We start from the raw sequence: 25,679 nt of genomic DNA, 5'->3' as shown, positions 1-25,679 counted from the left end.
TGGAGTACCGATGTCCACCGCGTCAACAACGACTCTCTATCCGGCCGAAGGCTGGGGGGCACCGAAGAATCGGCGCGGCCACGCCCTGGAGGGCGGCCTCACCGGTCTTCCTCAAGGAACCGAGATCTTCTCAGCCGACAACCACATCTCGGTCGCCGACGACATCTTCTTCGAACGCTTTCCCGACGACCTCAAGGGCCAAGCCCCGCGCATCTGGTACGAGGACGGTGCATACATGGTCGGCATGAAGGGCAAATCGTGGGTAGGCGGCGACTTCGGCCGGGTGCTGATGCAATACGACGACCTGGCGGGCGCCGCGTCGAACAACATCGAGGCACGCATCCAAGAGCTCGCCGAGGACGGCATTGACACCGAACTCGCCTTCCCGAACGCCGTGCTGGCACTGTTCCACTATCCCGACAAGGCGATACGCGAGCGGGTCTTCCGGATCTACAACGAGTACATGGCGGACCTGCAGGAGCGGTCGAACGGCCATTTCTACGGCGTCGGTCTGATCAACTGGTGGGATCCGAAGGGCACGAGGAGCACGCTCGAGGAACTGAAGGCGTTGGGACTCAAGACGTTCCTGCTGCCGCTGAATCCCGGCAAGGACGATGAGGGCAACGTCTACGACTACGGCGGCGCGTCGATGGACGCCGTATGGGACGAGATCGAGGCCGCGGGCCTGCCCGTCACGCATCACATCGGCGAGACCCCGCCGAAGACGCCATGCGAGAACAACAGCGTGGTCGTCGGCATGATGATCAACGTCGACTCGTTTCGTGAGCAATTCGCCAAGTACGTCTTCTCGGGCATCCTCGACCGGCACCCGACACTCAAGATCGGCTGGTTCGAAGGTGGAATCGCCTGGGTACCAACGGCATTACAGGACGCCGAGCACATGCTGGCCTCGTACCGGCACATGTTCAACCATGAGCTCGCCCACGACGTTCAGTACTACTGGAACCACCACATGGCTGCCTCGTTCATGGTGGACCCGCTCGGTCTGCAGTTGATCGACCGGATCGGCGTGGACAACGTGTTCTGGTCGTCGGATTACCCGCACAACGAGAGCACATTCGGCTACTCCGAGAAGTCGTTGGCCACGGTCGTCGACGCGGTCGGCCCCGACAACGCCGTCAAGATCGTCGGGGGAAACATCAAGAAATTCCTGGGTATCGACGGATGACCACATCTCTGACCGCGGTCACCACGGCCGCTGACATCCCTGGTCTGCCTGACCGGTCCCGAATGTACCGCGAGAGCGGTGCCCGGTTGCGGGCGGCGATGGCCGACAACGGCGTTGACGCGCTGATCCTGCTGGGCAACGGCAACGTGGTGTACGCCACCGGGGCGAGTTGGCCGCTGCTGGACGCCGGGCTCTCCCATGTCGAACGCCCGATCGCCGTCGTGCTGGCCGACGACGAGCACCCGCATTTGTTCATGCCGTTCAGGGAGGGGGTCGCGTCGGCGGCCGAGATTCCGTCCGACCATCTGCACTCCGCGCTCTTCCTCGAATTCGACGAAGGCGTCGACCATTTCGCGCGGGTCCTCGCGGAGCTGATCCCGGCGGGCGCGACGGTCGCCGTCGACGAGCTCACCGGCGCGATGCGCCGCGCCTCGAATCGGCTGTTCCCCGGCGGCGCTCCGGCTGACGCCGCGCCCGTCGTCGGCGCCGCCAAGCTGGTGAAGACACCCGATCAGATCGCCTGCATCCGAAAGGCGTGCCGCATCACCGAAGAGGCGGTCGTCGACGTGCAGAAGGCGCTGGCGCCGGGTGTGCGCCAGATCGATCTGTCGGCACAATTCGTGCGCAGGGCATTCGAACTGGGCGCGACGGCGAACATGCTCGAGGCCATCTGGCAGGTGATGCCGACCTCCAAGGCCGAGGGCACCTGGACGACGCACGGCGATCTCGCGCTTCCGCTGTTGACGACCGAACGTGAACTGGCTGCGGGCGATGTGCTGTGGACCGACGTCAGCATCACCTACACCGGGTTCTGCTCCGACTTCGGTCGCACGTGGCTGGTCGGCGAAACGCCGTCGGCCCGTCAGCAGGATCAGTTCCACCAATGGCGACACATCCTCGACGCGGTGCTGAAGGTGACGAAAGCCGGCGCGACCTCTGGTGACCTGGCCCGCGCGGCAATCGCCGCCAACGGCGGGCAGAAGCCATGGCTGCCGCACTTCTATCTCGGCCACGGCATCGGCACCAACGCGGCCGAAATGCCGATGATCGGAACGGATCTCGGCGAGGAGTTCGACGACAACTTCGTGTTCCCGGCCGGGATGGTGCTTGTGCTCGAGCCGGTGGTCTGGGAGGACGGCACCGGCGGCTATCGAAGCGAGGAGATTGTGGTGATCACCGAGGACGGCTACGTGCCGTTGACCGACTACCCCTATGCCCCCTATGAAGACTGAGATCCTGCCCGACGAGCGGGCACTGCGAAACGGCAGGCGCGAGCGTGCGCTGGCCCAGATGGAAGCACACGATCTCGACGTGCTGGTGCTCGGGCGACAGGCGAACGTTCGATACATTTCGGGCGCACCGCAGCTGTGGGTGGCCGGCACTCGCCCATTCGGGCCGATCTGCACGGTCGTGCGGTCCACGGGCGAGATACACCTGAACAGCACCTGGGACGAAGGCATCCCCGCCGACATCCCGCACGACCATCTCTACGGTCTTGCGTGGAACCCGATGACGTTGATCGACGTGTTGAAGGACATCGAGGGTGCCGCCACCGCTCGCCGTGTCGGAACCGACGCTCTCACACCATCGTTCGCGAAGTTGCTTCCGATGGCGTTTCCCAATGCGGAGCTCGTCGACGGCGAACTCGCAATGCGGGCCGCCCGGCGAATCAAGACGCCGGACGAAGTGACTGCACTGCGTGGCTCGCTTCGGGTGGCCGAGGAGTCCCTGGCCACCGCGGTCGCTGAACTGCGGGCGGGCACCACCGAGCAGGAACTCACCGGCCTCATGCTCGAGGCGCAGGCCGCAGGCGGGGTGAGCACTCCTGCGACGCAGGACGGTGCCTGGGTGACATCGCGCGAGCATCCGTGGCGGGCGGTTCGCAGCGACCGGCGGATCGAGCAGGGCGACCTGGTCGCCTTCTCCGCGGGTGTACTGGCAGACGGGTACGTCGGCGAAGTGGGCCGGACGTGGCCCGTCGACGTCGACGCGTCGGCGCTGTTCGACCGTTGGAATGTACTGTGGGACAAGCTCTCCGCGGCGTGCCGCCCCGGCCGGCCCGCCAGTGATCTTCTCTCTGCGTATCAGGCCGCGGGCGAGCCGCTGCCGCCGATGCCGGTTGCCCACGGTCTGGGGCTGGGATTCGACCCCCCGGTGGTGACGCCGCAACTGCAGGCCACTGCCGCGGCTGAAATCCTGGAGCCGGGCATGGTGCTGTCCGTCACTGGCTATGTCTGGCAGGAGGGCGTCGGCGCGGTGTTCGGCCGCGAGGCGGTCCTCGTCACACCCGACGGTCCCGAGGTGCTGACGTCAAGCCCATCTCCGGCGGCAGTAGGAGCAACCAATGGCTGAGCGGCCCAAGCCCGAAGAGCTGATCCTGTACGAGAAGGATCCCAAGACCAAGATCGCGACCATCACCTTCAACCGTCCGGAGTACTTGAACGCCCCGACATCGGCGGCGCGGCTGCGTTATGCCGATCTGCTGCGCGCGGCCACCGTCGACAACGACGTGAAGGTGGTCGTGATCCGCGGCGTCGGCGACAACCTCGGCAGCGGTGCGGATCTTCCGGAGTTCATGGAGGGCAACGACAACACCGACCTGCGACTGGCCGAGCTGCGGCTGGAGGACGACGGTGTCGGTGAGGTCAGCTACCCGCCGAAGGGGTCGTTCCGGCACGGCGCGACGATCAGCGCCTGGTACGCGAACGTCCAGGCCGGTAACCGGCCGCTGCAGGAGCTGAAGAAGATCAGCATCGTCGAAGCGAAGGGCTACTGCTACGGCTGGCACTTCTACCAGTGCGCCGATGCCGATCTGGTGATCTCCTCCGAGGACGCGCTGTTCGGCCACCCGTCGTTCCGGTACTACGGCTGGGGTCCGCGGATGTGGACGTGGGTGCAGATGATGGGGCTGCGCAAGTTCCAGGAGATGGTATTCACCGGACGTCCGTTCACCGCCGAGGAGATGTATGACTGCAACTTCCTCAACAAGGTCGTGGCGCGGGATCAACTCGAAGCCGAGGTAGGCAAGTACGCGCGGGCATGCGCGCGAAACCGGCCTGTCGACACCGTTTTTCAGCAGAAGGTCTTCTTCGAGGTCTACAAGCAGCATCAGGGTGAGTACATGGGCAGCCTGCTGTCCGCTTTCTTCGAGTCGATGGGCAGCGGTGTCACCAACGACGACGCCGACGACCTGGACATGATGGAAGCGATCGACAGCGGATTGGCCGACGCCGTCAACGACAACGACGACAAGTTCCCGCCGGATTTCAGGCTCAGCAAGTCGAACCGCAAGAAGAAGGACTAGTGGCGTGAGGCGCGATTCCGCGAAACTGCACTTTCTGCGCGGCTCACTCGCACTTGCTCGCAACAACTGCGATCTCGCGCAGGGGTTGGACCGGTTGTCGTGAACGGCCCGCTTGACGGGTACCTCGTCGTCGACCTATCGAGTGGCATCGCCGGCGCGTACTGCACCAAGCTGCTGGCCGACGGCGGGGCCCAGATCGTCAAAGTCGAAGCGCCCGAGGGTGATCCGCTGCGACGATGGTCCGCATCCGGGGCTGCGATTCCGGCCGATGGCGACGGTGCACTGTTCACTTTCCTTGCGTGTTCCAAGCACAGTGTCGTCGCCAGGCCCGAGACCGACATGGACTTCATCCATACCCTGCTTGCGGATGCGGATGCCGTCGTATGGTCAGCCGGCTCGATCCTCACACCCGCCGATATCCACCAGGCATACCCCCATCTGACGGTCACGGCGATCACGCCGTTCGGACTCGAAGGGCCATGGCGCGACCGCCCTGCCACCGAATTCACGCTGCAGGCATGGTCCGGCGGAATTGTCGGCCTTGGCCGCGGATCGGCCGACCGCGCACCGGTTTTCGTCGGCGGCCAGGTAGGCGAGTACCTTGCCGGGGCATATGCGAGCGCGGCGACGATGGCCTCCCGGCTGCGGGGCGGCGCAGAACTGATCGACCTGTCGATGCTGGAAACCCAGATCCTCGGCCTGACTTATTATCCGGTGAGTTACTTCCAGATGCTGGGCAGGCCATGGCGTGACACGCGTCGGCTCACCGTGCCCGGCATCGCCAGGGCCAAGGACGGCCTGATCGACATCGGCTGCGGCACCGCACAGCAGTGGTTCGACCTGTGCGCGATGACCGGGCATCAGGACTGGATCGACGAGGAGTCGCCGCTGTCGATCACCGAACAGGCCAATGAGAAGGCCGACGAACTGTACGCCTGGGTCGAGAGCCAAACCGTCGACGAGATCCGCGACTTGGCAACAGCGTTCCGGATACCCAACGCACCGGTCGCCAACGGCGCCAACATCGAGTCCCTCGATCACTTCGTCGAGCGTGGTTCGTTCGTCGCCAATCCACGCGACGGCTTCACCCAGCCCGGGCCGCCGTACCGGACCCAGCCGGAGTTGTTGCAGCAACCAAAGGCCGCCCCGCGGTTGGGCGAGCACACCGACCACTACCGCAGGCGCGGTCCACGTCAGCGAGAGATGGCCGGGCCAATGTCGTTCGAGGGCTTGCGGATTGTCGACATGACAACGTTCTGGGCCGGGCCGTCGTGCACCCACATGCTCGCCATGCTCGGCGCCGAGGTCATTCACGTTGAGTCGACCCGACGACCCGACGGCACCCGGCTCATCGCGGGTATCCCGATCACCGAGGAGCAGTGGTGGGAGAGGTCGCCGATCTTTTCGGGACTCAACACCAACAAGAAGGGGCTGACGCTCGACCTGCAGAGCACCGCCGGACGCGATCTTCTCCTGCGGCTGATCGCGACGTCCGACGTCATCGTCGAGAACTTCACGCCGAGGGTGCTCGAGCAGATCGGCCTGGACTTCGCTGCGGTGCAAGCGGTTCGGCCAGATGCGATCATGCTGCGCATGCCGGGCTTCGGTCTGGACGGGCCATGGCGCGACAACCCCGCGTTCGCCTATGTCATCGAGGCAGCATCCGGGATCAGTTGGCTGACCGGCTATTCCGACGCCAACCCATACGAGCCGTATTCGGTCGGTGACCCCAACGCGGGCGTGCATGCGCTCAATGCACTGCTGCTCGCGCTGGAACACCGCCGCCGCACCGGGCAGGGTGTGCACATCGAGGCGGCGATGGTCGACGCGGCGCTCAACGTCGCCGCCGAGCAGGTGATCGAATACTCCGCGTACGGTGCGCTCCTTCAGCGTGACGGGAACAGGGGACCGGCGGCGGCACCGCAAAACTCGTACCGCACCAACGAGATCGACGAGTTCGGCAGACGCGACTGCTGGGTCGCGGTGGCCGTCGCCACCGACGAGCAGTGGGCCGGGCTGACCGAGGCGCTCGGCCATCCGGAGTGGGCCGCCGATCCCGCCCTGACATCCGCCGATTGTCGGCGCAAGAACCACGACCTGATCGACCGGCAGCTCACCGCATGGTGTGAAACCCGCACGGGCGACGACATCGTCAACACGCTGTGGCGCCACGGCGTACCGGTGGCCAAGGTCATCCAGCCGCACCGCCAATCCGAGCTACCGCAACTCGCCGCTCGCGGATTCTTCGAGGACGTAGACCATCCCGTGAACGCCAGGACGCCGCACAGCACGCTGCCGTTCCGGGCGACACGTGGGCCCGACCGGATCCATCGCCAGCCCGCGCCGTTGCTCGGACAGCACAACCGCGAGGTGCTCGCCGAACTCGGGCTCACCGAGAAGGAGATCGACGACCTGGAAGCCAAGGGCGTGATCGGCACGGCTCCGGCCATGCACAGCTCAAAGGTCTGATAGCTTCCAGCCGATGGCCATCGATCCGTCCGACATCCTGCTCACCGGCCGCGTCGCGGTCGTGACGGGCGGCGGAGAGGGCCTCGGCCGCGGCATCGCCGAAGGCCTCACCGCATTCGGTGCACAAGTCGCGATTTGGGAACGCAACGCCGATACCTGCGCTTCGGCCGCGAACGCCATCGGCGTGCTTGGCATCGTGACTGACGTCAGAGACAGCGAGCAGGTCGACGCTGCGCTCGCGCGCACCAGAGCCGAATTGGGCGTCCCGTCGATCCTCGTCAACAACGCGGGCGGCGTGTTCTCGTCGCCGCTTCTCGAAACCACCGAAAACGGCTGGGATGCCTTGTACAAGAGCAACCTTCGCCACGTGCTGCTCTGCACGCAACGTATCGCCCGCGGCCTCGTCGAGTCCGGCCTGCCGGGCAGCATCATCAACGTGACGTCGATCGAAGGCGTTCGGGCGGCGCCGGGCTACGCCGCATACGCCGCGGCCAAAGCCGGTGTCATCAACTACACCAAGACGGCCGCCCTCGAGCTGGCGCCGCACCACATTCGCGTCAACGCGCTCGCGCCCGATCTGACCGTCACCGAAGGCCTGCTGCGGGTGGCGCCCAATGGTCTATCAGAAAGCGCGAGCTACATGATTCCGATGGGCCGCCCCGGACATATCGACGAAATGGCAGGCGCAGCAGTCTTTCTCGCGTCGGACATGTCCAGCTATATCACCGGACAGACCATCCACGTCGACGGCGGTACTCACGCCGCAGGCGGCTGGTACCACAACCCGCAGACGGGCGACTACCAACTGGGGCCGGGCTAGTGCGTCCAGCCCTCGGCGACCTGATCCTCGAAGGTGCGGTCGATGCGCTCGAACCGACGCTTGATCGAGTCCCGCGCCGCGCGGTGTGGCAGCACGTAGAGGCGGTTCGCCAGGATCGCGTCGGCGGTCAGGCGGGCCACGTCGTCGACGTTGAGCACAGAGTCGTCGGTGGGGTCTGACGCCAACTGTTGAACCGTCTCGGCTTCGGAGTGGGCAGGCCCGTAGTCGGCGCTGCGAACGCGTTCGGTATTGGCCAGCAGGTTGGTCTCGACGATCATCGGGCACAGCACCGAGACACCGATGCCGTTTGGCCGCACCTCGCGCGACAGCGTCTCCGCAAGGGCGACAACACCATATTTCGCAACGCAATACGGGCCGAGTCCAACGTTCGGAATGAGCCCAGCGAACGATGACGTGAACACAATGTGGCTGTCGCCGCCCTGCGCGATGAGGCGCGGCAGGAACGCTTCGACGCCGTGAATCGGCCCCCACAGGTCGACGTCGATCACGAAGCGCCAGTCGTCGTGACTGGTCTCCACGATTGGGCCGGCGTACGCGATGCCGGCATTGTTGAACACGACGTGTACGTCGCCGAAGATCCGGAACGCCTCATCGGCGAGGTTGGTCACGGCATCCAGTTTGCGCACGTCGCAGACGACACCGTGCGCATCGACGCCGTCGTCGCGCAGAGCACCGACGGCCTGATCCAGCGCGGCCTGATCGATATCGCCGAGCATCACCCGTGCGCCGCGGCGCCCGAACTCCTTGGCTGTCGCGAGTCCGATGCCGTTCGCACCGCCGGTGATGACTGTTGCACGCCCTTCGAAACTTTCCACGGCGCGAACACTATGCGGTCAGGCGGGCTTAGTTGGCGGATCCCATGACGGATCGCCCAACTTGGCTTTGATCGCACCCCACGGATCGGCGTACTGCCCCGGTGCATTCCAATACACCGAACGACGCTTCATCACCTCGCGCACGATCGGCGCGAGCAACCGGCCCCAGTACCGCATGAACCAGAACTTCGCGGACAACTCGGACATGATGTCGGACCACGAGTGATGCTGAAACTGCAGCACTTCCTGTGCCCGCGTCGGGTCCATCCAGTCGGTGACGAACCAGGCCTTCTCGCTGTCGGGGTCTCCTCGCCGCCCTGGCGGAATGGCTCCTGGCATGCCGAGCGCTGACACCATGGCCGGCGCCAGGTCCCCATAGCAGTGCCGGTGGGAGTCGTCGCCGGCGATCAGCAAGATCTCCCCGACGGCGTCGGCGGTCGTCGCAGCGGCACATGCGCGCGCGACGTCGCGAACGTCGACGGTGTGCACCCGGTTGTCGCTGGGAAGTGCGCTCTCGAAGAGCATTGCGTCCCCACTCAGCGGCATGGTCGACAAATCGGAGGTGAGCACACCGCCGAACCGCAGCACCACCCAGTCCAGTTTCGACGACCGCACGATTTCTTCCGCTTCGGCCTTGGTGCCGCTGTAGAGGTCGCAGGGCCGCATCGGATCGTCGGCCGTCAAGGGCGCGGTGGTGCGGTGCGGATTGCGCGGGCCGAACACCGCGTTGCTCGATCCCAGCACGAGGCGGGGCGGACTGGGTTGTTCCTCGGCGATGCGGACCAGGGTGGCCGTCGCCTCGACGTTGACGCGACGCGCGAGCTTGGCATTGCGGTAGATCAGCGGCGGGATGATCGCGGCGAGGTGGATGATCGCCGCGGGTGCGACGTCGGAGACGAGGCGCTGTACCTGCCCCGGATCCGTCAGGTCGGTCCAGCGCGCCTCGACACCGGCGGGGAGCCCATTTGCCTTCTTGACATTGGCAGGCGTTTCGAGGTCGGCTATCACCACGTCGCGGCCGTCGGCGGCGAGTTGCCGCACCGTCGCCGAGCCGACCAAACCGAAGCCGCCCGTGACCAGCACTGTGTCCGACATATGGCTCCCTACCTGCGGATATGACATTCTCTTTTTAGGAAAGTACCATACTCTGATTCGGGGGAAATGCAGCGGGGAACGGGCTACACATGAGCAGCAACGGGGCGGGCAAGCCAGAGGTGGCCAAGTGGGATCCGGGTTTCACCAGGCAGCTCACCACCCGGGTGGGCCCGATCATCAAGCGGTACTTCCGCGCCGAAGTGCGCGACCTGGAACTGATGCCGAAGGCGGGCGGGGCGCTGGTGGTGTCGAATCACTCCGGCGGGATGTTCACCCCTGATGTGCTGATCTTCGCACCGGCGTTCTATGAGAAGTTCGGTTTCGATCGGCCGCTCTACACGCTCGCGCACTGGGGCGTATTCATGGCCAACGTGGGTGACTGGCTGCGCCGTGCCGGTGTCATCGAGGCCAGCCGCGAGAACGCCGCGAAGGCACTGCGGGATGGCGCAGTGGTGTTGGTGTTCCCCGGCGGCGACTACGACGCATACCGCCCGACATTGACTGAGAACGTCGTCGACTTCGCCGGTCGCACCGGCTACGTCCGAACCGCCATCGAGACGGGCGTACCGATCGTCCCTGTCGTGTCGATCGGCGGCCAGGAAACCCAATTGTTCCTCGCCCGTGGCGATTCGATCGCCAAGAGGCTGGGTCTGCAGCGCCTGCGCGCGCAGATCCTCCCGATCAGCGTCGGGTTCCCGTTCGGGCTCTCGGTGATCCTTCCGCCGAACATCCCGTTGCCCGCCAAGATCGTCGCGCGCGTGCTCGAGCCGATCGACATCGCCGCCGAGTTCGGCGAGAATCCCGATGTCGACGAGGTCGACCTGCACGTGCGCGCGGTGATGCAGAAGGCGCTCGACGAACTCGCCCGCGAACGCCGCTACCCCGTGCTGGGCTAGGCCGGGGCCATTGCGGTCTCGACGGTGCTCGCGTCGGAAAGTCCACACGCCCTTCGAATTTCGCCGAACGCGTGGATCATCGCGTCGGTAGCCTCGTGCGTGTCTTTGAAGGTCCGATCGTCGGACAGCACCGCGATGTCGAGTTGGTCGACGTAGCTCCACACGGTCATGTTGAAAGCACTTCCCGCGGAAAGCACTCCGACGGAATAGATTTCACTGACCGGCGCACCGCCGATGTGTCCGCGCTGTCGCGGTCCGGGCACATTCGACACCGCGACGTTCATGATCATGCTGCGCGCCGCCCGTTTGGATTGCCACCGGAACAAGGCGGGGGTCAGCGGAGGCGGTAGGTACTCCATCATCTGCCCGTGCAACTGCGGGCCGAACAGTTCGTTGACTTCCTTGGCCCGGTTGGCGGCTACCGCCGTGAGCCGTACCCGTTCCAGCGGATCGTCGATGTGCACCGGCAGTGAAACGGCCAGGCCGCTGATCTCGTTGCCCGTGATGCGGTCCGCAGATCGGTCAGTGCTGACGGGGACGCTCGCCAGGATGGGGCGATCCGCTTGTCCGTCGTAGCGCAACAGCAGCTCGCGCAGACCGCCAGCGGCCATCGACAACACGATGTCATTGAACGTGACGCCGAGATGCTTTGCAGTTTCTTTGATTTCGGCTAGGGACAGGGCAGCCGTCGCGAATGTCCGTACCGGCGACACGACGTGGTTGAGGAAGGTCGGCGGGGTCTTGAGCATCTTGGCCATGCCCTCGTCGTCCTCCCGCTCGCGGGCTTTCCGCATGACGCGGCTCGCGCCACGGACCGCGTCGCGCGTCAGGCGGGGCAATGCGGCGATGTTCTGGACGTGATCGCGGCCCGCCGCACGCAGCAGGTCGGCGGTGGTGGGCGCCTCGCACGTGGGGTGGTCGTCACGCTCGTCATGTGAGGAACCGGCAAGGTCCATCAGCCGGGCCAGCAGATTGGCCGACGCCACGCCGTCGGCAAGCGTGTGATGCACCTTGCCGATCAGCGCGAACCGGTCGTCGGCCATCCCTTCGGCGAAATGGAACTCCCACAACGGGCGGGTACGGTCCAGCGGTGTGCTCGCGATCTCGCCGATCACCGCGTCGAGTTCCCTGCGCCCGCCAGGCTCGGGCACCCGGACGCGGCGCAGGTGATAGTCGAGGTCGACCGGGCAGTCCTCCAGCCACATCGGATGATGCAGCTTCCATGGGATGTCGATGAGCTGGTAGCGCAGCGGTTCGAGCAGGTGAAGCCGCCGGGCGATGGTCCGGCGGAACACGTCGAAGCTGAACTCGCCGTCGAACTGGGCGGCGTGCACGATCGCGACCTTGAGTGTGTGCGTGTGCAGGTTCGGCGTCTCGCTGTACAGCAGCATGGCATCCATGCCGTTGAGTCGCTTCATGTTCCACCCCCGGGTCTATCGAAGCACCCCAGGGCGAGTGATCACGTCGCTTTCGGCGAGCGAGCGCGCTACTTCAGGCAGCTGCCGCCGTCGACAGGCAAAGTGACGCCGGTGATGTAGCGGGCTTCGTCGGAGGCCAGGAAGAGCACGGCGTTGGCGATGTCTTCGGGCTCGACCCAGCCGATGGGCAGGGTGTGCATCAGTTGGCCGACGACTTTCATGTCCTCGGGACCCGGATTCTCCAGATCGGGTCGGAACAGCTTCATTGTTCCTTCGTTCATGAACAGCGGGGTGTTCACGTTGGTCGGGTGCACCGAGTTGACGCGGATGTTCTGGGCGCCCAGTTCGACGGCGAAGGTCCGCATCAGACCCACCACACCGTGTTTGGCAGCGACGTAGTGGCCGGTGTGTGGGTAGGCCTTGAGCCCGCCCACCGAGCTGGTCAAGATGATCGAGCCGCCGCGACCGCCGGCCAGAATGTGGGGGACACCGGCCTTGACGGTCTTCCACACCCCGCCCAGGTTGATGTCGAGCATTGCGGTCCAGTCGGTTTCGCTGGTCTTGTCCAGCGTTTGGCCGCCGTTGCCGATACCGGCGTTGGCCACGATGATGTCGAGGCGTCCCAGCTGCTCGACACCGGTGTCGACCGCGGCTTTCAGCGCGTCGTAGTCGCGGACGTCGACCTCTGCGGTGTAGATACGACGGTTGTGGCCCTTGACGAGATCCGCGGTCTCGGCCAGATCCTCCGGTGTGGACGCCGCGATCAGGTCGACGGTGTCGATCTTCTTACAGATGTCGACGGCGATGATGTCGGCACCCTCGGACGCCAAGCGCACCGCATGCGCCCGGCCCTGGCCGCGCGCCGCACCGGTGATGAAAGCGACCTTGCCTTCAACACGTCCAGTCATTGACAACTCCAATTCGTCAGTAGTGGAACACTTTTCACGAAACCAGGGTGGGCATGGATTCCCAGCCGCGGACCGCCGTGGTCTGAGACGGACGGGCGTTGGGCCAGTCGACCTCCCACGTCGGGAATCTCTTGAGGATCTCCTCGAGCGCGATCCGGCCCTCGAGGCGCGCAAGCGCGTTGCCCATGCAGAAGTGGGTGCCCGCCCCGAACGTCATGTGCGAGTGGGGTTCCCGATGAATGTCGAACACATCGCCGTTCGGCGGGAAGCGACGGTGGTCGCGGTTGGCGGCGCCGACAAGCATGAGCATTGCGGAACCTTCTGGCACGGTCTGCCCGTAATACTCGACGTCGCGGGCGACGTATCGGGCGATCTGCAGGGCTGGCGGCTCCCAGCGCAGGATCTCCTCGATCGCCTGCGGAATCAGCGCGGGGTTCTCGGCCAGTTCCCGACGCTGGTCGGGGTTTTCGGCCAACGTCTTGCCTGCCCAGCCGATCAGCCGGGTGGTGGTTTCCGAGCCCGCGGTGGCGACCACCGTCAGGTACATCAGCAGTTCGTCACGACTGAGCCGGCGCACGGTGCCGGTCTCGTCGGTGAATTCGACATTGAGCAGGTCGGTCATGATGTCGTCGGACGGGTGCTCGGTGCGGTAGTCGATGAACTCGGCGAACACCTCGCCCGTCGCCAGCAGGTTGACTTCCTTGCTCTGCAGCGTGGCTTCGCCGTGGTCGGTCACTCGGCGTTGATCTTCTTCCGGGATGCCCAGCAGCATGCCGATCACCCGCATCGGCATCTGCTCGCCGAGGTCGTTGACGAAGTCGAATCGGCCAGTGCCAACCAGCGGGTCAAGGCAGCGCGAAGTGAACTCGCGGATCTGGGGTTCCAGGGCGAGCACCTTGCGTGGCGTGAACATCCGCGACAGCAGATTGCGGTGGATGTTGTGAATCGGCGGGTCCTCGAAAATCAGTGTGCCTGGCGGGATCTCCATGCCGGACTTGATGATCTCGAGCAGTGCGCCGCGGCCGGAGATGAATGTTTCGTGGTCGATCACGGCCTTGTTGACATCGTCGAATCGACTCAACGCGTAGAAGTCGTGCTTGTCGTTGAAGTAGAGCGGCGCTTCCTCGCGCATGCGGGCGAACACCGGAAACGGGTTCATGTTGAGCTCGACGCTGTACGGGTCGTAGTACAACTCGTCCGCGGTCGCGGCGTGTTGCACGTCGGAATTCTCCGCACTGATCGTCACGGTGTTGCCTCTCGCTGAGCAGGGGCGTAAGACATATGGACTGTATTTGTCTCACAACTCTGGCATCGGCGGGCCGCGGGTGTCAATAACAGACTCTTTTCTTGCAACTTAAGCTCTCTGCTTAGAAGAATCAGCTTCTCGCGCCAGTGTTGTCGCGACCTGCGGAAGGTCACTACGTCGGCGCCGCCGATCAGCATCATGCGTGGGTGTTCGATCACGGCCCGCAGTGCGCGGGCGCCGACGGTGCCGATCGGCCGGTGAAAGACCCGATGAGGCAACGCATTTGGAGACATCGAGTTCAGTCCGGGAATCGCAGGAGCGCTTCTTGGGCATACGAGGCGACCAGCGTGCCGTCCTCGGTGAGGATGTCACCGCGGCCGAAGCCGCGGCCGTGCGCCAGTAGCGGGCTGTGCTGCCTGAGTAGAAACCACGAGTCGGTGCGGAACGGCCGATGAAACCAGATCGTGTGGGATGTGACCGCGGACGTGAACCATGTGCCGTTGCCTCGATGGCTGACGCCTTCCATCGGCCGAAGGGCGGTTCCGATGAGCGTGAGATCGGTGCCGTAGGCGGCGAGCGCGGGTGCCAGCGCAGGCTCGACGGCGGGCGTGCGCATCCACACTTCGTACTCCGGAGGCCCGGTGGTGGTGGCGGTCAGATCGACGTCGGCGCGGGTCTCCCACGGGATCAGGTCGAGTGCGACTCGATGCTCCGGGCCGAGGACAGCGGGCACATCGTCGATCGACTGACGTTGTGGACCATCCTCGAATGCGTGCATGGAGATCGACGAGGTCGCCACGATTCCGCGACTCTGCTGTGCGGTGACGGCCACCGTCGCAAAGGAGCGACCGTCATGGTGGCAGGTGGCGCGGTAGTGGATGGGCTCATCGGCGTGGCCTTCGCGCGCGAACACCACGTGCTGGGATTTGACGGCCTTGTCCGGACAGATCGTCGACGCTATCCGGAGGAATTGGCCGAGCAGTTGGCCGCCGAACACGCGATGGTATTCCAGATGTTGATTGCGGCCCTCGAACTCGGTGACGTTGCCTTGTCCGGTGCCCCCCGACGGCACCGGGTGCAGATCAAAACAGGCCAGTAGGTCGGTCCAGAGATCAGGCACTCACTGAGTGTAAGCCTGATTCTACGTCAGTGAGAACGTAATTCTCGCGCTAGCTGGAGGCGAATCCGTGGGAGCAGAAGTCCCAGACTTCGTCCGCTGTGATGGGGTGCGCAACGCCATCGGCGGACTCGCCGCTGTGCTGCGCGACGAACATCACGGTCTGCATCGTCATCGCGGCCATCCGCTTGGGGTTGATGCCGGGCCGCAATTCGCCGGCCTCGCTTGCGGCCTCCATCAGCTCTGTGAGCAGGGCCAATAGTGGCGCGTGGGCGACGTTGACCTCCGTGGGGTGGGAGACAAGTAGCCGCGGCGCGAAGTCGGTGAACAGCGGCCGCTTTGCGGTGGGGTCTGGTCGCGAGGACTCGAACAGCAGCTTGACGGCTACTTTGAGGCGTTCGAGCGGGTCCTTCTGGCTGTCCGTCGCGGCGCGGATCTGGTCGGCCGACCGGCTGAGGGCATCCTCGAACAGGGCGAGCAGGAGCTCATGCTTACCGTCAAACTGCAGGTAGAAGCTTCGCAGCGACTGCCGCGAGCGGTCGACTACCTCTTGGACCGTGAAGTCGGTGCTGCCCTTCTCGATGATGATCGCCTGGGCGGCGTCCAGGAACCGCTGAACGCGCTGCGCGGCCCGGAGCTTCGCTGTCTTGATCGATCGCTCGACCGCGCGTTGCTTCCAGGCGGGTTCTTCGCTGGGACTGGTCACCGGCGGCTCGGATCCAGGCCGATTAGGCAAAACATGCACTGACTGTACCGGAGAACGCCTTGCCATCGCGGTCGTCGACCCCCTCGCGGTTCACGTGTCAGAGATTGTAACTTTCTCACCATGAGAATAGTATTCTCATTTTGGAGATAACAGAAGTCTTTAGTTTTTCCTTCCCAGGAGCGCCGTGCAGCTGAATTTCGACGCTGACGTCGAGGCTTTTCGCGCGGAGTTCGTGGCATTCCTGGACGGACATCTGCCCAGCGACGAAGAGGCCTTGGCTCGCTCCCACTCGAGCAGTGACGTCCCCGACTGGGCGCGGCGATGGCAACGGCTGATGTTCGAGAACGGCTGGTTGTGTCCCGGCTACCCACCCGAATTCGGCGGCCGCAACGCCACCATTCTTCAGCAGTACGTGCATCAGGTGGAACTCACACGCAGGGCTGCCTACCTGACATTCAACCCGCAGGGTGTCGGCATCATCGCGGCGTCGTTGATCTCCTTCGGGACACCGGAGCAGCAGCAGAAATGGGCTATCCCGATTCTGCGTGCCGACATCACGGCGTCGCTGGGCATGAGCGAGCCCGGCGCCGGATCGGACCTGGCGTCCCTGCGCACCAGGGCCGTACTGGACGGTGACGAGTTCGTCGTCAACGGCCAGAAGGTGTGGACGTCTGGCGCCCACGATGCAGACGTTTTGCTGACTTTTGTTCGCACCGATCCAAATGCCCCCAAACACAAAGGGATCAGCGTGCTGTTGATCCCGACCGATGCTCCGGGCGTGGTGCGCAGGCCGTTCGCGTCCGTATGCGACCGCGACGATCTCGACTTCAACGAAGTGTTCTTCAACGATGTGCGGGTGCCTGCAGAGAATTTGGTCGGACCGCTCAACGAAGGCTGGCGGGTGGCGAATGGTTCGCTCGGCCATGAGCGAAACATGTTGTGGCTGAGCTACGCCGACCGGTTGCAGGAGTTCGTCGACGATTTCTGTCCGCGCACGACGCTGGACCGTGACCGTTACGCGACGCTGGTGATGGACAACCAGGCTCTTCGCCTGATGGGGTCAATGGCGTTGGCGGCAGCTTCGCGCGGCGACGAGGATCCCTCGGCGATGTCGGTGCTCAAGCTGTTGGGGTCGGAGGCCTCGCAGCTGGCCGCCGAGCACGCGCTGGCGGCGGCGGGCGCTGACGCGTTGGCGCACCCGACGTTCTCGGGCCCGTATAGCGCCGTCCATCTCGACGTGTACCGCACCGGTTGGTTCGAGCGTTACGTCCGCTCGTTCGGCGGCACCATTGCCGGCGGGACGTCGGAGATCCAACGAAACATCATCGCCCAGCGGGTGCTGGGCTTACCCCGAAATTGAGGAACGACTGTGTACATCGATTATGAGGTCGCCGACCGCATCGGCACCATCACACTGAACCGCCCCGAGGCCGCCAACGCGCAGAATCCTGAACTCCTCGACGAACTCGATGCCGCATGGACCCGCGCCGCAGAGGATCCCGAGGTAACGGTGATCGTGTTGCGCGCCAACGGAAAACACTTCTCGGCTGGTCACGATTTGCGTGGCGGCGGACCCGTTCCCGACAAGATCACGCTCGACTTCATCATCCAGCACGAGGCCAAGCGTTACCTCGAGTACACGTTGCGCTGGCGCAATGTGCCGAAGCCGTCGATCGCCGCCGTGCAGGGCCGGTGTATCTCCGGCGGGCTGCTGTTGTGTTGGCCGTGCGACCTGATCATCGCCGCCGACGACGCGCAGTTCTCCGACCCGGTGGTGCTGATGGGCATCGGGGGAGTCGAATACCACGGCCACACTTGGGAGTTGGGACCGCGCAAGGCCAAGGAGATTCTGTTCACCGGTCGCGCGATGACCGCCGACGAGGTGCTGGCCACCGGCATGGTCAACCGGGTGGTGCCGCGCGACGCGCTCGACTCCGAGACGCGGGCGTTGGCCGAGCAGATCGCCAAGATGCCACCGTTCGCGCTGCGTCAGGCCAAGCGTGCGGTCAACCAGACGCTCGACGTGCAGGGCTTCTACGCGGCAATTCAGTCCGTGTTCGACATTCACCAGACCGGCCACGGCAATGCGCTGAGCGTTGGTGGATGGCCTGTGCTGGTGAACCTCGAGGAGATGAAGGCCAACATCCAATAGCGGCGCACCCTCCCCATCACCACCTACCGCGAGCGTGCGTGTCTGCCCGCCGACACGCCGAAATCTGCGTGCGTGCTGCGCACCGTCGACTCCGCGCGAGCGTGCGCGAAATGCCACATTTTGGCGGCGTGTCGTGTGCAGACACGGTCGCTCGCGGTAGTTGGAGCAGGGTCTTTAGAGCTGGGCCAGGCGTGGGGCTGAGCCGCGAGCGCGCAGCCCCGCTCCCGCCTTGCGAGTCAGTTCCCTTGAGCTGCCGAGTAATCCGTCGAGCACCAGGACCCGCTTCACGTGACGGTGCAGATCGTGTTCGGCGGTGAAGCCGATACCACCGAGTACCTGCTGGCAGTGTTTGGCTGCGGTCAGCGCGGCCTTGCCCGCGGCGGCCTTGGCCAGCAGCGCGGTCAGATCTGGATTGTCGACGCCGGGCAGATTCAGCGTCGCCTCGGCTCCTTCGATCGCCACCAGCGTCTCCGCCAACCGGTGCCGAATCGCTTGGAACGACGCGATTGGTCGGCCGAACTGCGTGCGATCAAGCGCATGCTGACGCGCCAGGGTCAGCATCGCCCTTGACGCGCCGACCAGCCACCAGCCCACCGCAACGCGAGCCTCCGCGACCCGGATGGGATAGCCCTCCTCCTCCCGGCGCAGCGGCAGTCCGCCAAGAGTCGACCCGTCGCCGGCACCGGTGCGGTCCCACACCACCCAGGTGTTGCCGGCATACGGCAGCGGCAACTCCACGGTGTCGCCGATGGTGTTGCCGGTCGCGTGCAGCACGACGTCGACGAGAACCGAAGCGTGCGAACCGGTTTCGCCGAGTAGCCGGAACACCATCGGCACGGCTACCTCGGGCATGTCGGACAGCATTTCGGCCCAGCCGAGTTCGGTCAGCGCGGCATCGAGTTCCGGCCCGGACTTCGACAGCATGGTCTTGCGCAGTCCGTCTTCGAGCAACTCAAGCTCGGAATTCACGCCCACGGTCACTCCTTCCCGAGATCGAGCAGACGGCGGGCGATGATGTTGCGCTGCACCTCGGCGGTGCCGCCGTAGATGGTGGCCGCGCGCGAGTACAAGTACTCCGTGCGCCACGGGGTGTCGTCGAGTTCGATGGCGCCCGGCAGCAGATCGTGAGCAGTGTCGTACAGCCGCTGTTCGGCACCGGCCAGCAGCACCTTGTCGATCGAGGTGTCTGGGCCCAGCTTCTGGCCTTCGCCAAGACGGTGCTGGGTCGCGCGAGACCGGCACCGCAGCGTGTGCAACGCCAGATACGCCTCGCCCATATCCGAATCCACTGCTTGGCCTTGACCTTTGACTTCACCGATCAGCGCGTCGAACCGCGAGTAAAGGTAGGCGATGCGCTGCCAGAAGCATGTCGAGCGTTCGTAGGGCAGCAGGTCCATGGCCAGTCGCCAGCCGTCCCCAGGTCGGCCGAGCATGCGGTCGGCCGGCACCGCCACGTCGTCGAAGTACACCTCGCAGAACTCGTCGACATCGTGCATGGTTCGCAGCGGTCGCACCGTGACGCCGGGGGAGTCCAGGTCGACGAAGAACGCGGTGATGGCTTCGTGATTGGGGGTGTCCGGTCCGCCGGTCCGGGTCAGCAGCACACACCGAGTCGCGTACTGCGCGAAGCTCGTCCACACCTTCTGCCCGTTGACAATCCAGTGATCGCCGTCCTGCACGGCACGGGTGGTCAACGACGCGAGGTCGCTGCCTGCGCCGGGTTCGGAGAAGCCCTGGCACCACGATTCCTGGCCCGACAACAGCTTCGGCACCATCTCGGCTGCCAGTTCGGGTTGCGCATAGTCGATCATGGTCGGGGTCAGTACGTCGAGCATCGAATACGGCCCTGGATGGTCGATGCCACGGCCGACAATCTCCTCGCCGACGATCGCGCGCAGGATGTCCGGACCTCCCAGCCCACCAGCCGATTCGGGCCAGCCATAACGCATCCAGCCCGCGTCGTACAGCGCCTTCAACACGCGCAGGTGTTGCGCCTGGTGTGCGTCGAGCGACGCGCCGTCCGGCGGAGGCGTCAGATCGTTCTCGTCGAGCCACGTCCTCAGCGCGGTGCGGAAGGCGGCGGGTTCGAACAGATCCGTCATCCGGCTTCTGGTCTCCCGATCGCGTGCGGCCGACCCGAATCGTGCTCGCCGCTGCGCCGAATGAACGTCATGGCACGGGTTTTCAGCCGCCACCCATCGTCGGTGCGCACATAGGTGTCGTTGTAGTAGCCGATGCGCATGTCGTGCTTGGAGTGCTCGATGAAGCACAGCGGTTGTGTCCCCGTGGCCGCGTCCGGGTTGTCGGGGTCGAGGGTGACCAGTGACGTGCCGGTCATGAACAGACCCTTAGGGGCCGCGTCGACGAGTTCGGGGAAGCGGTTCAGCGTGTACGTCGAGCCGAACGCGCTGTAAGTGCCGTCCGGAGTGAACACCGAGATCAGGCCATCGATGTCGCCCTGGGTGATGGTGACCGCGTATTTCGCCAGGAGCTGCTGGATCTCGACCAGATCTTCAGTGCGCGTCATGTCGGAAGACCTTACCGCCCTTCATTACAAAGTTGACGTTTCGTGTAACGGTAACATCCGCCAAAGGATCACCGGGAACCGCGATGATGTCGGCGAGATAGCCCTCGGCAATCTGGCCCAGGTCGGGTTTGTTGATCAGATCCGCCGCGACGACGGTGGCCGCGCGCAGCACCGCTGCCGGCGGCATGCCCCACTCGACCAGCGTGACCAGTTCATCTGCGTTGCGGCCGTGCGGGATCGCCGGCGCATCGGTACCCACGGCGATCTTCACCCCGGCGTCGTAGGCGGCCTTGATCGAGGTCTCCGCCTTGGGGAACATCTCGGCGGCCTTGTCCCGCAACTCTTTCGGAGCCTTGGATACATCCATCGCCTGCGCCAGCCTGCGCGTGGTCACCAAAAACCGGTCGTTGTCGACCATCATCTTGATGGCCTCGTCATCCATCAGGAAGCCGTGCTCGATGCAGTCGATACCGCACTCGATGGCGTGCTTGACCGCCTCCGCGCCATGCGTATGTGCCGCGACGCGCAGGCCGCGCCGGTGTGCCTCGTCGACGATGACCCGAAGCTCTTCATCCGAATAGTGCTGTGCGCCAGCCTCTCCGGTCAGCGACATGACGCCGCCCGAACAGCACACCTTGATCAGCTGGGCGCCGTGTTTGATCTGATAGCGCACGGCCTTGCGGATCTCGTCGACGCCGTTGGCGATGCCCTCTTCGATCGTCAACTCGAGTACGCCCGGCATGAACGCGGCGAACATCGTCGGGTCGAGATGCCCGCCGGTCGGGGTGATCGCGTGGCCGGCAGGGATCACCCGCGGTCCCTCGATCAACCCGGCGTCGATCGCCTTGCCCAACGCGACGTCGAGCAGGTAACCGCCTGTCTTGACGAACAACCCGAGGTTACGCACGGTCGTGAAGCCGGCGCGCAGCGTGCGGCGGGCGTTGCCGACCGCGCGCAGCACCCGGGTTGGGGGATCGTCCTGCACCTGGGACAGGCCGGGATTCTCCCCGCGGCCGCCCATGAGGAGGTTGACCTCCATGTCCATCAGCCCGGGCAGCAGGATGGCGTCCCCGAGATCGATAACGTCTCCCTCGGGGTCGCCGCCAACACCGACGATCCGGTCGTCTTCGACCCGGACGATTCCCGGCCGGACGATCTCGCCGGCTTCGACGTCAACTAGACCCGCTGCTTTGAGGGTCGGCACGGTTAGACCACCGGCTCCTTTGTGCATTGGATGTACGCGGCGCCGCTGTCGAGCACACGCGGCTGCTTCCATACCTCGATCGGGAATGACACGTTGACCAATGACTGCATCATGTGAATGAGAGCCTTTGCGTCGTCGGGCATTCCGTCCAGAGGGAATCGTGAGTCGCAGTATTCCATGACGGCTTCGAGTCGCGGGAACGCGACATCATAGAACTCTTGCATCTCGGCCATCGTTGAGGAGAGCCGCTTTTGATAGCGATCCTCCTCGTGGGGCAGGCACCAGTCGGAGAACCGTTCCAGGTCGGCGAACTCGGCAGGGAGCTTAGACATCGATGTTCTCCTTCTTGAACTTCTCCACATAGTCGCCTGCCGTCTTGTGCAGGTGCCGGAGCAGGACCTCCTGATCGCACAATGGGAAGTCGGTGACCACCTTGGTGCCGATCATCGTCTGGGTGGCCTCCAGGGTGTTGGCGTCCTGGAACGCGTACTCCTTGAACGTCACCGCGGCGAGTTCGTGGGCCAGGCGCTCACGGGTGTTGGTGGCGGGCACGAAGTACAGCGTGCACTCGAAGATGTGCTTGTCCACGTCGGTCGGCCAGTAGTGATAGGTGAGGTACCAACCCGGCGCCCAGAACAGCAGCGTGAAGTTGGGGAAGAACTCGAAAGAGTCGGTGCCCCAGCTGTCGTAGCGGCCGGGGTTGATGGCAGGCGGCAATTCCTCGGGAAGGATGCCCTTGATTTTCGGGCGATCCCACGGTCCGAACAGACCGCTGTGCAGGACACGCTCGATCGGCTTGACCATGTTGAGATCCTTGGGCGGCGACATCCCGCCCCATGACGAGATCATCGCGTGATCGCCCTTGATGTCGTAACTCAATGCCTCGAAGCCGATTCCGAGCAGCTTGTCGGCTTCCTCCTTGGTCGCCTGCTTCTGGTGCAGCACCGGTGCGTGGTAGAACTCGGTGAACGCATCGATGAACAGCTTCCAGTTCGCGTTGACTTCCGCACGATAGGTGTAGGTCTCGGTCATCTCGTGGAACGGATAGCCCTCGAGGCCCTTCGCGAAGTCACCGAGGTAATCGATCAGCGGCTCGGCGTCGTTGTCGAAGTTGATGAAGATGAACCCTTCCCAAACCTCGCAACGCACCGGCACAAGACCGAACTTCGCTTTTTCCAGATCGAAGAACTCGTCCTCCTGCTGAACGAAGGTCAGGTCGCCTTTGAGGCTGTAGCGCCAGGCGTGGTACTTGCATGTGAACTGACGGCACGAGCCCGAAACCTCTTCGCCCGGATAGTCGTTCCACACCAATTTGTTTCCGCGGTGGCGGCACATGTTGTAGAACGCGCGGACCTGCTCGTCGGTGTCCTTGACGATGATCACCGACGTGCCTGCGCCGACCGACGGCATCTCTCTGGTGAAATAGCTGCCCTTGCGTGGCAGTCGTTCCACCCGCCCGACGTTCAGCCACAGCTTCTTGAAGATCGCCTGCTGCTCGAGCTTGTAGTGCTCGGGGTCGATGGAGTCGGTGTAATCGACTGGCGCAGTGCCGAGTTCTGGCCAATTTTCGGTCCAGCTTCCGGCGGCCGGCTTCGGGAAATGTCCCACTGTTTACTACCTCTCTGAGTTCGTTTCGGAGTCGGGTTCTACGCCGAATGTGTTGATGGCCATGGCAAGTGCGCCATAGCAGCCGATCGTGAAGACGAGATCCATGCACTGACGCTCGTCGAGGTGCTCGGTCAGGACCACCCACGTCTCGTCGGACACCACGGACTTGTCCTGGAGTTCGTCGACGGCGTGGATGATCGCGCGGTCGAGATCGTCGGTTGCCTCACCGCGCTGGATGCCGTCGATGTTCTCTTCGGTGAGCCCGGCCTCGAGGCCCATCCGCACGTGGTGACGCCACTCGTACTCCGACTGGGCACGGTGGGCGACTCGCAGCACCGCCAGTTCGCGAAGTCGCGGCGGCAGCGTTGACGAATACAGCAGATGGTTGTTGAAGCGCAGGAAGGCCCGCGTCAGCTTCGGATGACGGACGAGCGTGGCGAGCAGATTGCCCGACGCCTGCGGGTTGCGCCGCTCTTCAGGCAGCGAGGACAGCGCGTGGTCGACGGCGTCGTCCCACTGGTCTGCAGGCAGCGGTGGCACCCGCACGGGTGGTCTCCTCTCACGCACGAGAATCAGGTTCTCATATTTCGCCAATAGGTTTCCACTTTTCTGACATTTGGTCAATGCCAGACAGCAGACGTGCCGGTCACAGCCGTGCCCGCAAGGAGGCAACGGTGCTGCCTGGAGGCCCTGACGCCGGTAACGGACATTGATTCTCGCGGAATGAGAAGGTAGTTTCCTCAGATAGAGAACATCACTGGTCCAATGACGCCCCGGCGTCGAGGAGGAGTCGAGGCATGAATAAAGACGACATGATCCTGATCAGCGTTGATGATCACGTTGTCGAGCCGCCGGACATGTTCAAGAACCATCTGCAGAAGAAGTACCTGGACGAAGCGCCACGGTTGGTGCACAACCCCGATGGCAGCGACACCTGGCAGTTCCGTGATGTGGTGATCCCCAATGTCGCGTTGAACGCCGTGGCCGGCCGACCCAAGGAGGAGTACGGCCTGGAACCGCAGGGCCTCGACGAGATCAGGCCGGGCTGCTGGCAGGTCGATGAGCGCGTCAAGGACATGAACGCAGGCGGCATCCTCGGCTCGATCTGCTTCCCGTCGTTCCCGGGCTTCGCGGGTCGGCTGTTCGCGACAGAGGATCCTGAGTTCTCGTTGGCGTTGCTGCAGGCATACAACGACTGGCACGTCGAGGAATGGTGCGGGGCGTATCCGGCTCGGTTCATTCCGATGTGTTTGCCCGTGATCTGGGATGCCGAGGCCTGCGCGAAAGAGGTGCGCCGCAACGCCGAGCGGGGTGTGCATGCGCTGACCTTCACCGAGAACCCGGCGGCAATGGGATATCCGAGTTTCCACGACGAGTACTGGACGCCGCTGTGGGAGGCGCTTGTCGACACCGACACCGTGATGAACGTGCACATCGGTTCGTCGGGCCGGTTGGCGATCACTGCCCCGGATGCGCCGATGGACGTGATGATCACGCTGCAACCGATGAACATCGTGCAGGCCGCCGCGGATCTGCTGTGGTCCAAGCCGATCAAGAAGTACCCGGACCTCAAGATCGCCCTGAGTGAGGGCGGCACCGGCTGGATTCCCTACTTCCTCGAGCGGGCCGACCGCACCTATGAGATGCACTCGACGTGGACGGGTCAGGACTTCAAGGGCAAGCTCCCCAGTGAGGTGTTCCGCGAGCACTTTCTGACCTGCTTCATCTCCGATCATGTTGGCGTCAAACTGCGCAATGACATCGGCATCGACAACATCTGCTGGGAAGCCGACTACCCGCACAGCGACAGCATGTGGCCGGGGGCGCCGGAGCAACTGCACGAGGTGCTCGAGAAGAACGACGTGCCCGACGACGAGGTCAACAAAATAACCTTCGAGAACGCGATGCGCTGGTATCACTGGGATCCGTTCACCCACATCCCGAAGGAGCAGGCGACGGTTGGCGCGCTGCGCAAGGCGGCCGAGGGCCACGATGTCTCCATCCAGGCGCTGTCCAAGCACGAGCACGGCGGCGCGAACTTCGCGGACTTCGCCGCGAATGCCAAGGAGTTGACGGGCAATAAGGACTAGGTCGTAGCTTTAAGGGTGAAGTGCGCCGGTGCGGACGGACCGTTCACGCACCGGCGTACTGCTATGTGACTTGAGGAGGGGCACCGTGCCCGGC

24 protein-coding genes are annotated in these 25,679 nt (G+C 64.4%); 10 read left to right on the top strand and 14 right to left on the bottom strand.

Features of this window, described 5'->3' with window-relative positions; translation table 11 throughout:
* Positions 1–10 precede the first annotated feature (10 nt).
* The 6 genes from GGC64_RS17390 (at position 11) to GGC64_RS17365 (ending at position 7,782) form a co-directional block, all read left to right on the top strand.
* Positions 11–1,189: an amidohydrolase family protein gene (locus tag GGC64_RS17390; RefSeq protein ID WP_192723714.1), complete on the top strand. Its 1,179-nt coding sequence runs from the start codon at positions 11–13 to the stop codon at positions 1,187–1,189.
* Entirely contained in the window at positions 1,186–2,421 is a 1,236-nt protein-coding gene (locus tag GGC64_RS17385) for a Xaa-Pro peptidase family protein (RefSeq protein ID WP_192723713.1), read from the top strand. The genes GGC64_RS17390 and GGC64_RS17385 overlap by 4 nt, the downstream gene beginning before the upstream one ends.
* Positions 2,411–3,541, top strand: coding sequence for a Xaa-Pro peptidase family protein (locus tag GGC64_RS17380; protein ID WP_192723712.1), 1,131 nt, complete (start codon positions 2,411–2,413; stop codon positions 3,539–3,541). Before GGC64_RS17385 ends, GGC64_RS17380 begins: the two co-directional genes overlap by 11 nt.
* Positions 3,534–4,493, top strand: coding sequence for an enoyl-CoA hydratase/isomerase family protein (locus GGC64_RS17375; RefSeq protein WP_192723711.1), 960 nt, complete (start codon positions 3,534–3,536; stop codon positions 4,491–4,493). Before GGC64_RS17380 ends, GGC64_RS17375 begins: the two co-directional genes overlap by 8 nt.
* 99 nt (positions 4,494–4,592) lie before the next feature.
* Positions 4,593–6,962, top strand: coding sequence for a CoA transferase (locus GGC64_RS17370; RefSeq protein ID WP_192723710.1), 2,370 nt, complete (start codon positions 4,593–4,595; stop codon positions 6,960–6,962).
* 13 nt (positions 6,963–6,975) lie between these two features.
* Complete coding sequence (locus GGC64_RS17365) at positions 6,976–7,782, top strand: SDR family NAD(P)-dependent oxidoreductase (RefSeq protein ID WP_192723709.1); 807 nt, start codon at positions 6,976–6,978, stop codon at positions 7,780–7,782.
* Here the strand turns inward: GGC64_RS17365 and GGC64_RS17360 are convergent.
* Both GGC64_RS17360 and GGC64_RS17355 read right to left on the bottom strand, forming a co-directional pair.
* Complete coding sequence (locus GGC64_RS17360; protein WP_192723708.1) at positions 7,779–8,618, bottom strand: SDR family NAD(P)-dependent oxidoreductase; 840 nt, start codon at positions 8,616–8,618, stop codon at positions 7,779–7,781. The genes GGC64_RS17365 and GGC64_RS17360 overlap by 4 nt on opposite strands.
* An 18-nt stretch (positions 8,619–8,636) precedes the next feature.
* On the bottom strand, positions 8,637–9,713 hold the full coding sequence (locus tag GGC64_RS17355; protein ID WP_192723707.1) for an NAD(P)-dependent oxidoreductase: 1,077 nt from the start codon (positions 9,711–9,713) through the stop codon (positions 8,637–8,639).
* An 89-nt stretch (positions 9,714–9,802) separates the two neighbouring features.
* Between GGC64_RS17355 and GGC64_RS17350 the strand changes: the two genes are divergently transcribed.
* Positions 9,803–10,609: a lysophospholipid acyltransferase family protein gene (locus GGC64_RS17350; protein WP_192723706.1), complete on the top strand. Its 807-nt coding sequence runs from the start codon at positions 9,803–9,805 to the stop codon at positions 10,607–10,609.
* Here the strand turns inward: GGC64_RS17350 and GGC64_RS17345 are convergent.
* The 5 genes from GGC64_RS17345 to GGC64_RS17325 all read right to left on the bottom strand — a co-directional run bounded on the left by GGC64_RS17345 (position 10,606) and on the right by GGC64_RS17325 (position 16,004).
* Positions 10,606–12,027 carry a wax ester/triacylglycerol synthase family O-acyltransferase gene (locus tag GGC64_RS17345; RefSeq protein WP_192723705.1) on the bottom strand — a complete coding sequence of 474 codons (1,422 nt, stop codon included), beginning with the start codon at positions 12,025–12,027 and terminating at the stop codon, positions 10,606–10,608. The genes GGC64_RS17350 and GGC64_RS17345 overlap by 4 nt on opposite strands.
* A gap of 68 nt (positions 12,028–12,095) precedes the next feature.
* Complete coding sequence (locus tag GGC64_RS17340; RefSeq protein WP_192723704.1) at positions 12,096–12,935, bottom strand: mycofactocin-coupled SDR family oxidoreductase; 840 nt, start codon at positions 12,933–12,935, stop codon at positions 12,096–12,098.
* 34 nt (positions 12,936–12,969) lie between these two features.
* On the bottom strand, positions 12,970–14,094 hold the full coding sequence (locus GGC64_RS17335; RefSeq protein ID WP_225952054.1) for a cytochrome P450: 1,125 nt from the start codon (positions 14,092–14,094) through the stop codon (positions 12,970–12,972).
* 385 nt (positions 14,095–14,479) lie between these two features.
* The gene (locus GGC64_RS17330) at positions 14,480–15,301 is read right to left on the bottom strand and encodes an acyl-CoA thioesterase domain-containing protein (RefSeq protein ID WP_192723702.1); all 822 of its coding nucleotides are present in this window, start codon (positions 15,299–15,301) and stop codon (positions 14,480–14,482) included.
* A gap of 49 nt (positions 15,302–15,350) precedes the next feature.
* A complete protein-coding gene (locus GGC64_RS17325; protein ID WP_192723701.1) occupies positions 15,351–16,004 on the bottom strand; it encodes a TetR/AcrR family transcriptional regulator in 654 nt (217 codons plus the stop codon).
* 184 nt (positions 16,005–16,188) lie between these two features.
* Here GGC64_RS17325 and GGC64_RS17320 point away from each other — a divergent pair, with 184 nt between their 5' ends.
* Both GGC64_RS17320 and GGC64_RS17315 read left to right on the top strand, forming a co-directional pair.
* On the top strand, positions 16,189–17,364 hold the full coding sequence (locus GGC64_RS17320; protein WP_192723700.1) for an acyl-CoA dehydrogenase family protein: 1,176 nt from the start codon (positions 16,189–16,191) through the stop codon (positions 17,362–17,364).
* 9 nt (positions 17,365–17,373) lie between these two features.
* Positions 17,374–18,156, top strand: a complete 783-nt coding sequence (locus GGC64_RS17315; protein WP_192723699.1) for an enoyl-CoA hydratase — start codon at positions 17,374–17,376, stop codon at positions 18,154–18,156.
* Between the two features lie 174 nt (positions 18,157–18,330).
* On the opposite strand, the gene GGC64_RS17310 is transcribed toward GGC64_RS17315, so the two are convergent.
* The 7 genes from GGC64_RS17310 to GGC64_RS17280 are packed head-to-tail and all read right to left on the bottom strand — an operon-like array spanning position 18,331 to position 24,041.
* Entirely contained in the window at positions 18,331–19,080 is a 750-nt protein-coding gene (locus GGC64_RS17310) for an acyl-CoA dehydrogenase family protein (RefSeq protein ID WP_192723931.1), read from the bottom strand.
* A 53-nt stretch (positions 19,081–19,133) separates the two neighbouring features.
* Positions 19,134–20,258: an acyl-CoA dehydrogenase family protein gene (locus GGC64_RS17305; RefSeq protein WP_192723698.1), complete on the bottom strand. Its 1,125-nt coding sequence runs from the start codon at positions 20,256–20,258 to the stop codon at positions 19,134–19,136.
* Positions 20,255–20,683 (bottom strand): nuclear transport factor 2 family protein, encoded by a 429-nt coding sequence (locus GGC64_RS17300; protein ID WP_192723697.1) that lies wholly within the window; start codon positions 20,681–20,683, stop codon positions 20,255–20,257. Before GGC64_RS17300 ends, GGC64_RS17305 begins: the two co-directional genes overlap by 4 nt.
* Positions 20,670–21,887, bottom strand: coding sequence for an amidohydrolase family protein (locus tag GGC64_RS17295; RefSeq protein WP_192723696.1), 1,218 nt, complete (start codon positions 21,885–21,887; stop codon positions 20,670–20,672). The genes GGC64_RS17300 and GGC64_RS17295 overlap by 14 nt, the downstream gene beginning before the upstream one ends.
* A gap of 2 nt (positions 21,888–21,889) precedes the next feature.
* A complete protein-coding gene (locus tag GGC64_RS17290; protein ID WP_192723695.1) occupies positions 21,890–22,219 on the bottom strand; it encodes a hypothetical protein in 330 nt (109 codons plus the stop codon).
* Positions 22,212–23,495, bottom strand: coding sequence for an aromatic ring-hydroxylating dioxygenase subunit alpha (locus GGC64_RS17285; protein ID WP_192723694.1), 1,284 nt, complete (start codon positions 23,493–23,495; stop codon positions 22,212–22,214). The genes GGC64_RS17290 and GGC64_RS17285 overlap by 8 nt, the downstream gene beginning before the upstream one ends.
* A 6-nt stretch (positions 23,496–23,501) precedes the next feature.
* Positions 23,502–24,041, bottom strand: coding sequence for a carboxymuconolactone decarboxylase family protein (locus GGC64_RS17280; RefSeq protein WP_192723693.1), 540 nt, complete (start codon positions 24,039–24,041; stop codon positions 23,502–23,504).
* A 251-nt stretch (positions 24,042–24,292) separates the two neighbouring features.
* Between GGC64_RS17280 and GGC64_RS17275 the strand changes: the two genes are divergently transcribed.
* The gene (locus GGC64_RS17275) at positions 24,293–25,585 is read left to right on the top strand and encodes an amidohydrolase family protein (protein WP_192723692.1); all 1,293 of its coding nucleotides are present in this window, start codon (positions 24,293–24,295) and stop codon (positions 25,583–25,585) included.
* Positions 25,586–25,679 lie beyond the last annotated feature (94 nt).

Source organism: Mycobacterium sp. OAS707, from assembly GCF_014873705.1.
GTDB lineage: Bacteria > Actinomycetota > Actinomycetes > Mycobacteriales > Mycobacteriaceae > Mycobacterium.
Note: the sequence above shows the minus strand (reverse complement) of the source record. Positions and strands in the feature narration are given on the sequence as shown.

Coding starts and splice junctions, on each gene's coding strand:
- GGC64_RS17345 (WP_192723705.1), bottom strand. CDS start 12,027: ATGAAGCGACTCAACGGCATGGATGCCATGCTGCTGTACAGCGAGACG.
- GGC64_RS17335 (WP_225952054.1), bottom strand. CDS start 14,094: ATGAACCCGTTTCCGGTGTTCGCCCGCATGCGCGAGGAAGCGCCGCTC.
- GGC64_RS17290 (WP_192723695.1), bottom strand. CDS start 22,219: ATGTCTAAGCTCCCTGCCGAGTTCGCCGACCTGGAACGGTTCTCCGAC.
- GGC64_RS17305 (WP_192723698.1), bottom strand. CDS start 20,258: ATGACGGATCTGTTCGAACCCGCCGCCTTCCGCACCGCGCTGAGGACG.
- GGC64_RS17300 (WP_192723697.1), bottom strand. CDS start 20,683: ATGACGCGCACTGAAGATCTGGTCGAGATCCAGCAGCTCCTGGCGAAA.
- GGC64_RS17350 (WP_192723706.1), top strand. CDS start 9,803: ATGAGCAGCAACGGGGCGGGCAAGCCAGAGGTGGCCAAGTGGGATCCG.
- GGC64_RS17385 (WP_192723713.1), top strand. CDS start 1,186: ATGACCACATCTCTGACCGCGGTCACCACGGCCGCTGACATCCCTGGT.
- GGC64_RS17365 (WP_192723709.1), top strand. CDS start 6,976: ATGGCCATCGATCCGTCCGACATCCTGCTCACCGGCCGCGTCGCGGTC.
- GGC64_RS17340 (WP_192723704.1), bottom strand. CDS start 12,935: ATGACTGGACGTGTTGAAGGCAAGGTCGCTTTCATCACCGGTGCGGCG.
- GGC64_RS17355 (WP_192723707.1), bottom strand. CDS start 9,713: ATGTCGGACACAGTGCTGGTCACGGGCGGCTTCGGTTTGGTCGGCTCG.
- GGC64_RS17390 (WP_192723714.1), top strand. CDS start 11: ATGTCCACCGCGTCAACAACGACTCTCTATCCGGCCGAAGGCTGGGGG.
- GGC64_RS17310 (WP_192723931.1), bottom strand. CDS start 19,080: ATGCTGTCGAAGTCCGGGCCGGAACTCGATGCCGCGCTGACCGAACTC.
- GGC64_RS17375 (WP_192723711.1), top strand. CDS start 3,534: ATGGCTGAGCGGCCCAAGCCCGAAGAGCTGATCCTGTACGAGAAGGAT.
- GGC64_RS17380 (WP_192723712.1), top strand. CDS start 2,411: ATGAAGACTGAGATCCTGCCCGACGAGCGGGCACTGCGAAACGGCAGG.
- GGC64_RS17275 (WP_192723692.1), top strand. CDS start 24,293: ATGAATAAAGACGACATGATCCTGATCAGCGTTGATGATCACGTTGTC.